This is a genomic window from uncultured Methylibium sp. (assembly GCF_902826655.1).
In the GTDB taxonomy this organism is placed as follows: Bacteria; Pseudomonadota; Gammaproteobacteria; order Burkholderiales; family Burkholderiaceae_C; genus Methylibium.
Genome location: NZ_CADEFR010000096.1, coordinates 1 through 8346 on the forward strand (window position 1 = coordinate 1; position 8346 = coordinate 8346).

At 70.5% G+C, this 8346-nt stretch carries 8 protein-coding genes and 1 pseudogene; 5 read left to right on the top strand and 4 right to left on the bottom strand.

What is annotated here, in order from left to right; translation table 11 throughout:
• Together QZV97_RS19750 and QZV97_RS19755 are read left to right on the top strand one after the other, a co-directional pair.
• Window positions 1-249: pseudogene (locus QZV97_RS19750) on the top strand (ABC transporter substrate-binding protein); the annotation flags it as partial.
• A 112-nt stretch (window positions 250-361) separates the two neighbouring features.
• Window positions 362-1036, top strand: a complete 675-nt coding sequence (locus tag QZV97_RS19755; protein WP_295646854.1) for a hypothetical protein — start codon at window positions 362-364, stop codon at window positions 1034-1036.
• A 157-nt stretch (window positions 1037-1193) separates the two neighbouring features.
• Here the strand turns inward: QZV97_RS19755 and QZV97_RS19760 are convergent, their stop codons facing one another.
• The 4 genes from QZV97_RS19760 to QZV97_RS19775 form a co-directional block, all read right to left on the bottom strand.
• The gene (locus tag QZV97_RS19760) at window positions 1194-2153 is read right to left on the bottom strand and encodes an IS5 family transposase (RefSeq protein ID WP_295646857.1); all 960 of its coding nucleotides are present in this window, start codon (window positions 2151-2153) and stop codon (window positions 1194-1196) included.
• A gap of 84 nt (window positions 2154-2237) precedes the next feature.
• Window positions 2238-4025: an ATP-binding protein gene (locus QZV97_RS19765; RefSeq protein ID WP_295646860.1), complete on the bottom strand. Its 1788-nt coding sequence runs from the start codon at window positions 4023-4025 to the stop codon at window positions 2238-2240.
• Between the two features lie 65 nt (window positions 4026-4090).
• Window positions 4091-4543 (bottom strand): MaoC family dehydratase, encoded by a 453-nt coding sequence (locus tag QZV97_RS19770; protein ID WP_295646863.1) that lies wholly within the window; start codon window positions 4541-4543, stop codon window positions 4091-4093.
• Complete coding sequence (locus QZV97_RS19775) at window positions 4544-5164, bottom strand: ParA family protein (protein WP_295646866.1); 621 nt, start codon at window positions 5162-5164, stop codon at window positions 4544-4546.
• Window positions 5165-5293: 129 nt separating this feature from the next.
• Here QZV97_RS19775 and QZV97_RS19780 point away from each other — a divergent pair, with 129 nt between their 5' ends.
• From QZV97_RS19780 to QZV97_RS19790, 3 genes are all read left to right on the top strand, one after another.
• Entirely contained in the window at window positions 5294-5977 is a 684-nt protein-coding gene (locus QZV97_RS19780) for an NAD(P)H-dependent oxidoreductase (RefSeq protein ID WP_295646869.1), read from the top strand.
• 5 nt (window positions 5978-5982) lie between these two features.
• Window positions 5983-7785, top strand: coding sequence for a glutathione-regulated potassium-efflux system protein KefC (kefC, locus tag QZV97_RS19785; protein WP_295646875.1), 1803 nt, complete (start codon window positions 5983-5985; stop codon window positions 7783-7785).
• Window positions 7786-7988: 203 nt separating this feature from the next.
• Window positions 7989-8346: hypothetical protein (locus QZV97_RS19790; protein WP_295646872.1), on the top strand; the 358-nt coding region annotated here is incomplete at its 3' end.

Here is an 8346-nt window from a genome sequence, read left to right on the forward strand (position 1 = left end):
TACGACGCCAAGAACCCGATCGCGCTGAAGCAGCTGGTCGGCGCCGGCACCAAGCTCCGGCCCTTCCCGACGGACGTGATGAACGCCGCCTTCAAGTCGGCGATGAAGATGTACGACGAGATCTCCGACCGGAACCCGGACTGGAAGAAGGTCTACGAGGACTACGCCAAGTTCCGCGCCGAGCAGAACGTCTGGTTCCGCTTCACCGAAGGGACCTTCGACCGCTTCATGCAAGCTCAGAAGCTCTGACGCCGGTCCAGTGACTAGGGGGCTGCAACGCCCCCTTGTTCCGGGCTTCGGCGACGCCTGGCCTCGCTACCTTGCCCTTCACGCACGCGCGTCGCGTGCGCGGAGGGCGGCGATGGCGAGCAGCGAACTCAGTTTCACGATCGGCCTGGCGCGCGGCGAGACCGCGTTGCGCGCAGCCTGCGCCGTGCGTGCGCAGGGCTACGGCCACCACCTGCCGACGCTGGGCCCCCAGCTCGGCGAACCCGACGCGCTGGACCGCCAGCGCGGCACCGCGGTGCTGCTGGGCCGCGACAAGGCTGGCGGCGCGCCGGTCGGCACCGCGCGCATCCAGCGCGCGACGCACGGCCTGCTGCAGCTGGAACACAGCGTGATCCTGCCGCGCGACCTGGCCGAGCAGCCGCGCGCCGAGATCACGCGCCTGGCCGTCGCGCCCGGCGCCGACCCGCTGACGCGGCTGGCGCTGATGAAGGCCGGCTACCTGTACTGCCTGGCCAGCCAGGTGCGCTGGATGGTGATCGGCGCGCGCAGCGAGGCGCTGATCCGCATCTACCGCAAGCTGGGCTTCCGCGACGCGCTGGGCCCCGACGACCGCGTGCCGCTGGCGCATGCCGGCGGCCTGCCGCACCGCATCCTGGCCTTCGACGTGACCGCGGCCGAGCGCACCTGGCTCGCGGCGCGTCATGGCCTCTACCCCTTCATGATCGAGACCTTCCACCCCGACCTGCAGCTCTTCGAGCACGCCGAGGAAGAGCAGGCCGACGCGCTGCCGCAGCGCATCGCGGCCTAGGGAAGGTCTGCACAACGCGACGCGCGGTGCGGTTTGAAGTGAAGTAATCGCGATGACGCGCCGAAGCCGTCGATCCGGCCTGTCGCGCGGCCCTTTGGCACTGCGTCGCAGGCGCGTTGGACGCCTCGCGCGCCCGCTGCAGGCCTTTGGGACGCACTCATCCCGGCGCTCCCATCAGCTGCCTGCGCGTCATCCACAGGTTGCTCAGCGCGAACAGCGTGACGATCTGCGCGGTGTTCTTCCTCAGGCCCCGGTACCTCACCTTCGTGTAGCCGAACTGCCGCTTCAGGACCCGGAACGGGTGCTCGACCTTGGCCCGCACGCTGGCCTTCATCTTCTCGATGCGCTCGGCCAGGTAGTCGGGCTCGATGAAGGGATTGAGCTGCCTGCGCAGGCCCGGGCGCATGGCCACATGCCAGGTCGGCCCCGCTGCCTCGGGCCGCTTGTGAACGCCCTGGTAGCCGGCGTCGCCGAAGGCGGCGTGCTCCTGGCCGTGCAGCAGCTGCCCGGCGACGTTCAAGTCGTTGACGTTGGCCGCGGTGCCCACCACGGTGTGTACCAGCCCAGACTGGGCATCCACGCCGATGTGGCACTTCATGCCGAAGTACCAGTTGTTGCCCTTCCTGGTCTGCTTCATCTCCGGATCGCGCTCGCCCTCGATGTTCTTGGTCGAACTCGGCGCCGAGATCAGCGTGGCATCCACCGCCGTGCCGCTGCGCAGCATCAGGCCCTTGTGCTGCAGCAGGTCGTTGACGACCCGCAGCATGTCCACCGCCAGGTCGTGACGCTCCAGCAGGTGGCGGAACCGCAGGATGGTGGTCTCGTCGGGCAGCCGGGCCGTGACGCCGTCGAGCTTGGCGAACTCGCGGTACAGGGGCACGTCGTGCAGCGCCTCTTCCATCGCCGGATCCGACAGCCCGAACCACTGCTGCAGGTAGTGGATGCGCAGCATGGTCTCGATGCCGAAGGGCGGCCGTCCGGTCCTGGCCTTCGGGTAGTACGGCTCGACGATCTGCACCAGCACCGCCCACGGCACCACACGTTCCATGTCCTCCAGGAACTCGCGCTTGCGGGTCTTCTTGGTCGACAGGTTCAGCCCCAGTCCCAGTTGCTTCATGGCAGTCTTCCGGTTGACGGTCATGCGCTCAGATCATGCAAACTGCGGGCCTGTTTTGCAGACCTTCCCTAGGGCAGGTTCACGCTAGCGGTTGACGCCGCTCCAGCGCTGCAGCACGTCCTTCAGCGCGTCCTCGGTGAAGGGCTTGGCGAGGAAGTCGTCCATGCCGCTGTCGATGCACAGCCGCCGGTCGTCGGGCGAGGCGGTGGCGGTCAGCGCGATCACCGGCAGGCGCGGCAGGCCGAGCGCGCGTTCCTGCACGCGGATCTCGCGCGTGGCGCTGATGCCGTCCATCACCGGCATGCGCCAGTCCATCAGCACGAGCTCGGGCCGCTCGGTCTCGCGCAGCGCATGGCCGACCGCCTCGCGGCCGTTGTGCACGCGCTCGCAGACGATGCCCAGCTGCGCGAGGTAGGCGCCGATGATCAGCGCGTTGACGTCGTCGTCCTCGGCCACCAGCACGCGCCGCAGCGCCACCGCGCCGGCCGGCGGCGCCTCGGCCGGCGGCTCGGGGTGCACTGGCGCGGGCGGCAGCGGCGCCGTGAAGACGAAGCACGAGCCTTCGCCGGGCCGGCTCTCGAGCGTGATCTCGCCGCCCATCGCATGCGCGATCTCGCGCGTGATCGTCAGGCCCAGGCCGGCACCGCTGCTGGGTTCGGCATCGCCGCCGCCGACCTGGTGGAAGGCCTGGAAGATGCGCGCCTGCTCGGCCCGCGGGATGCCGAGGCCGGTGTCGCGCACCTCGATGCGCACCGGGCCGTCGGGCCGCGGACGCTCCAGCAGCAGCTCGATGCGGCCGGCGGTCGTGAACTTGAGCGCGTTGCCCAGCAGGTTGTGCAGCACCTGGCGCAGCCGCGCCGCGTCGCCGGTGACCCAGCAGGGCACGGGCAGCCGGTCGGTCAGCCGGAAGGCCAGGCCCTTGTCCGTGGCGCGCACCGCGAACACGTCGGCCACGAAGGCGGCCTGCACCGACAGGTCGAAGCGCTCGTCGCGCAGCACGAAGCGGCCGGTCTCGCTGCGCGACACGTCGAGCAGGTCGTTGATCAGCGTCAGCAGGTGCGTGCCCGAGGCCTCGATCAGCTGCAGCCGGTGCAGCACCTCGGGCTCGCGCGCATCGATGTGCAGCAGCCGCGCCAGGCCCAGGATGCCGTGCAGCGGCGTGCGCAGCTCGTGGCTGATGTTGGCGAGGAACTGCGCCTTGGCTGCGCTCTGCTGGCGCGCCAGCTGCAGGGCCGAGTCCTTCTCCTGCGCCAGCGCCTCGGCCTGCAGCCGCAGCTGCACGCCGGCCGCGAAGCGCCGCTCGGCGCGCCGCGCGGTGACGACCTGCACCACCTGCACCAGCACCAGGCCGCCGGCGCCCAGCAGGCCGAACTCGTCGCCACGCAGTGCCAGCCCGGCGGCGGTGGGCAGCAGGATGGGCAGGGCGTAGGCCATGGTCGCGGCCAGCCGCACCTGCAGGCCGAAGGTCGCGATGCAGGTCACGCAGGCCAGGGCCGCGGCCACCAGCGCGGCCAGCGGCTCGGGTTCGGACATCAGTGCCAGGCCGGCGATGCCCCAGACGGCGCCGTCGACGGCCAGCAGGGCGTAGATCGCGCGGCGCCAGGGCGCGCCGGGGGGCTGGCCGCGACGCTGGTAGACCCAGGCGACGCTCATGCGCAGCAGCGCGATCGCGAGCTTGGCCACGACCCACGCGGTGACCAGGTGGCGCGGCGTGCTGCCGTGCGCGTAGGCCGCCATCACCAGCGCGAAGCCGGTCGCGATCAGCGTGGCCGACTGCGTGTGCGACAGCACCATGCGCAGCTGCTCGTCGGCGACATGCTCGCGCCGCGACCCGTCGTCCGACGGGCCCTGGTTGGCCTGATCCGTGGTCAAGGCTCTGCCCCCTTGGCTGCGAGTATCGCAGCCCGGGTGCGTGCCCTCCGATCGCGCGAGCAGGCCTAGGTGAAGCGCCGCGTCACCGACTCGGCCACGCACACCGGCTTGGTCGAGCCTTCGCGTTCGATCGTGGCCTCGACGACCAGCTGCGCGCCGCCGTCGATGGGCTCGTAGCTCAGCAGCCTGAAGCGTCCGCGCACGCGGCTGCCGACCGGCACCGGCGCCGGGAAGCGCACGCGGTTGAGGCCGTAGTTGACGCCCATGCGCGTGTCGGCGACGGCATAGGCTGTTTCGAAGAGCATCGGCAGCAGGCTCAGCGTGAGGAAGCCGTGCGCGATGGTCGTGCCGTAGGGCCCGGCCGCGGCGCGTGCGGCGTCGAGGTGGATCCACTGGTGGTCGCCGGTGGCGTCGGCGAAGCGGTCGACGCGCGCCTGGTCGACCAGCACCCAGTCGCTCTCGCCGAGGTCCTGCCCCACCAGGGCCTGCAGGTCGGCCAATCGTTCGAAGGTCTTCATTCAGTCCCTCGCCGCCCAGCGCGTGACGGGGCCCCATTGCTCGAGGTCCTTCTCGACGCGGCTCGGCGCCACGTCCCACAGGCTCAGGCCGCGCGCGGCCAGGTGGATGTAGTTCTGCGTGTCGCGCAGCTGGCCCAGCAGCGGCACCCCCAGCGTGCCGAGGAAGGCGGCCAGCTGGTCGGCCGAGATCGTGCCCTCGCGCACGCGGTTGCCGATCACGGCCACCTGCACGTCGCCGCTCTTGCGGCGCGCCATCAGCTCGCTGAGGAAGGCGCGCGTCGCGTAGATGTCGAAGATGCTGGGCTGCAGCGGCACCAGCACCTTGTCGGCGATCTTCATCACGTCGTCGAGCTTCTTGCCGTGCAGGCCGGCCGGGGTGTCCAGCACCACGTGGCTGGTGCCCTTGGGCGGTTTCACCAGGTGGTCGGGCGCCACCTCCCAGCCGGTGATGACCGGCAGCCCGCCGGGACGCAGGCCCAGCCAGGTGCGGGCCGACTGCTGGCGATCGGCGTCGCCCAGCATCACCGCATGACCCTGTCGCGCCAGCCAGCCGGCGAGGTTGGTGGACAGCGTCGACTTGCCGACGCCGCCCTTGGGATTGGCCACCACGATCACGGGCATCGTTCGCTCCTGTCAGGGGTAGGGCGGGAAGGACGCTGGAGAATGCAGGCCGATGTTAGCGGCAGCTTTCGTGCCGCCGCCCTCCCGGCGAACCCTCGTCCTGTGCGATTCGATCACGGAGCCGCCCCCATGGCCCATGTGCTGGTGCTGTCCGCCCACCCCGACCTGCGGCTGTCGCGCGTCAACAAGGCCCTGCTGGAGGCGGCGCGCGCGCTGGCCGCCGCCGAGGGCGCGACGCTGGACGTGCGCGACCTCTACGCCCTGTACCCCGACTACCTGATCGACGTGCCGGCCGAGCAGGCCGCGCTGCAGCGCGCCGACCTGGTGGTCTGGCAGCACCCGGTGCACTGGTACGGGCCGCCGCCGCTGATGAAGCTGTGGTTCGACGACGTGCTGGCCCTGGGCTGGGCCTACGGCCGGGCCGGCGGGCGCGACGGCACGGCGCTGCGCGGCAAGGACGTGTGGCTGGTCGCGTCGACCGGCGGCACCGAGGCCGCCTACCGGCCCGAGGGCTACAACCGCTACTTCTTCGACGCCTTCCTGCCGCCCTACGAGCAGACGGCCACGCTGTGCGGCATGCGCTTCCTGCCGCCGCTGCTGATGCACGGCGCCCACCAGCTGGGCCGCGCCGGCCTGGCCGAGCACGTGGACACCTACCGCGAGCGCCTGGCCAGCTACCCCGACTGGCCCGAGCTGGCCGACATGGACGCCTGCCCGTCCTGCGTGCTGCCGGAGGGCGACCGGCCGGAGCCCACGACGCCCGCTCAGTCGCCCGCCCAATCCGCGGCGGCCGTCGAGGAGCCGGCGTCGTGAGCGCGGTGACCCCCTGGCTGTCGAGCAGCCTGGTGTTCCTGGGCGCGGCCGTCGTCATCGTGCCGCTGGCCCAGGCGCTGGGGCTCGGGTCGATCATCGGCTACCTGGCCGCCGGGCTGCTTATCGGGCCCTTCGGCCTGGGGCTGGTCAGCGACCCCGAGACCATCCTCCACTTCGCCGAGTTCGGCGTGGTGCTGATGCTGTTTCTCGTCGGGCTGGAGCTGGAGCCCAAGCGCCTGTGGGCGCTGCGGCGGCCGATCTTCGGCTGGGGCACGGCCCAGGTCGTCGGCTGCGCCGCGGTGCTGGGCCTGGCCGGCTGGGCGCTGGGCGCGCCGTGGAAGCTGGCGGTCGTGGCTGCGCTCGGCCTGGCGCTCAGCTCCACCGCGATCGCGCTGCAGGTGATGGGCGAACGCAACCTGATGCCCACCACCTCGGGCCAGGCCGGGTTTTCCATCCTGCTGTTCCAGGACGTCGCGGCGATCCCGATCCTGGCGCTGATCCCGCTGCTGGGCGCCGGCGAGGCGGTGGAAGGCCACGCCTGGTGGGAGGGCCTGCGCGCGCTCGCAGTCATCGGCGCCATCGTGCTGGGCGGCCGGCTGCTGCTGCGCCCGCTGTTCCGCTGGATCGCCAGGAGCAACACGCCCGAGATCTTTACCGCCGCGTCGCTGGGCCTGGTGGTCGGCATCGCGGCGCTGATGCAGGTGGTGGGCCTGTCGATGGCGCTGGGCGCCTTTCTGGCCGGTGTGCTGCTGGCCGAGAGCGAATACAAGCGCGAGCTCGAGACCGACGTCGAGCCCTTCAAGGGCCTGCTGCTGGGCCTGTTCTTCATCGCGGTCGGCATGTCGGTCGACTTCGACGCGCTGCTGGCGCACCCCGGCATCGTGCTGGGCCTGCTGGCGGGCTTTCTGGCGATCAAGGCCGCGGTGCTGTGGGGCCTGGCCAAGGGCATGGGCATCCCCTGGCAGGAACGGCCCGTCTTCACCCTGCTGCTGGCCCAGGGCGGCGAGTTCGCCTTCGTCGTGTTCCAGGCCGCGGCCAACGCGAAGGTGTTCTCCAACGAGACGGCGTCGGTGCTGATCGGCGCGGTGGCGCTGTCGATGCTGGTGACGCCGCTGCTGCTGGTCGCCTTCGACCGCTGGGTGATGCCGCGCTATGCGCTGCGCAGCGGCCCCGACATGGAAGAACTGAGCGAGCCGCAGGAGGCGCCGATCATCATCGCCGGCTTCGGCCGCTACGGGCAGATCGTCTCGCGGCTGCTGTACGCCAACGGCCTGAAGGCCACGGTGCTGGACCACGACGCCGAGCAGATCGAGGTGCTGCGCCGCTTCGACTTCCAGGTCTATTACGGCGACGCGACGCGCCTGGACCTGCTGCGCACCGCGGGCGCGGCCCAGGCCAGGGTGCTGGTCATCGCGATCGACGACGTGGAGCAGAGCCTCAAGGTCGCCGACCTGGCGCGCGAGCACTTTCCGCACCTCACCGTCGTGGCGCGCGCCCGCAACGTGCAGCACTGGTATTCGCTGCGCGACCGCGGCGTGACGCACATCGAGCGCGAGACGCTGGACGCGTCCTTGATGAGCGCGCGCAGCGTGCTGGAGGCGATGGGCTGGCAGCCCCACCACGCCCGGTCCCTGGCGCTACGCTTCCGGCGCCACAACCTGCAGCAGCTGGAGGAAATGTGGCCGCACCGCAAGGACCAGGCGCTGCTGGTGTCGATGGCCAAGGCCGGGCGGCAGCAACTGGAAGAACTGTTCGCGCAGGAGCGGCAGGAGCGGGAGGAGAGAAGGCGTGAGGGGTGGGGGGAGTGAATGGCGGCGGTCAGCGTGTCAGCTCCGTTCCGTGGACTTTCAGGCGGCCTGTTGCACCGACGAGGCTCGCATCGCCGGGGCTTGACGAGGGGGTTTCTCGAGGAGAGCCGAGGTCGTAGCATCGGTTCGGTCACGGCGCGACAGGCCGCATCGGGCAGAGCGTCACATCATGTCTATCTGTAGTTTCGCGTCACGGGGTTCGAATGCCCGAGTACAAGGATGTAGTCGCGATTCTGGCCACCCTGGTAGCCGCCTTCGCCGGGGCATGGGGAGCCTTCCTCCTAGAAAGTAAGCGGCGCGAGCGCGAAACTCGTGATCGCAACGTGGGGGCCGGGAGCCGTGCTCTCTACACGATCTTCAACATCTGGAACACGCTTGAGCAGTACCGCAAGGAAGTTCTGGAGCCGTACCGAGGTCGCCCTGATTCTTGGCTCAACCTCGCTGCAAGTCCGGCGCTTCCTGTCGGCGAACATCGATTTCAGGCAGGCGATCTGCAGTTCCTTCTCCAAAGCGAGCATGCACAAACGTACGCCGCCCTTTTTCTAGAAGAGCAACGGTTTG

Coding starts and splice junctions, on each gene's coding strand:
- QZV97_RS19770 (WP_295646863.1), bottom strand. CDS start 4,543: ATGAAGACCTTCGAACGATTGGCCGACCTGCAGGCCCTGGTGGGGCAG.
- QZV97_RS19780 (WP_295646869.1), top strand. CDS start 5,294: ATGGCCCATGTGCTGGTGCTGTCCGCCCACCCCGACCTGCGGCTGTCG.
- QZV97_RS19775 (WP_295646866.1), bottom strand. CDS start 5,164: ATGCCCGTGATCGTGGTGGCCAATCCCAAGGGCGGCGTCGGCAAGTCG.
- QZV97_RS19760 (WP_295646857.1), bottom strand. CDS start 2,153: ATGAAGCAACTGGGACTGGGGCTGAACCTGTCGACCAAGAAGACCCGC.
- QZV97_RS19755 (WP_295646854.1), top strand. CDS start 362: ATGGCGAGCAGCGAACTCAGTTTCACGATCGGCCTGGCGCGCGGCGAG.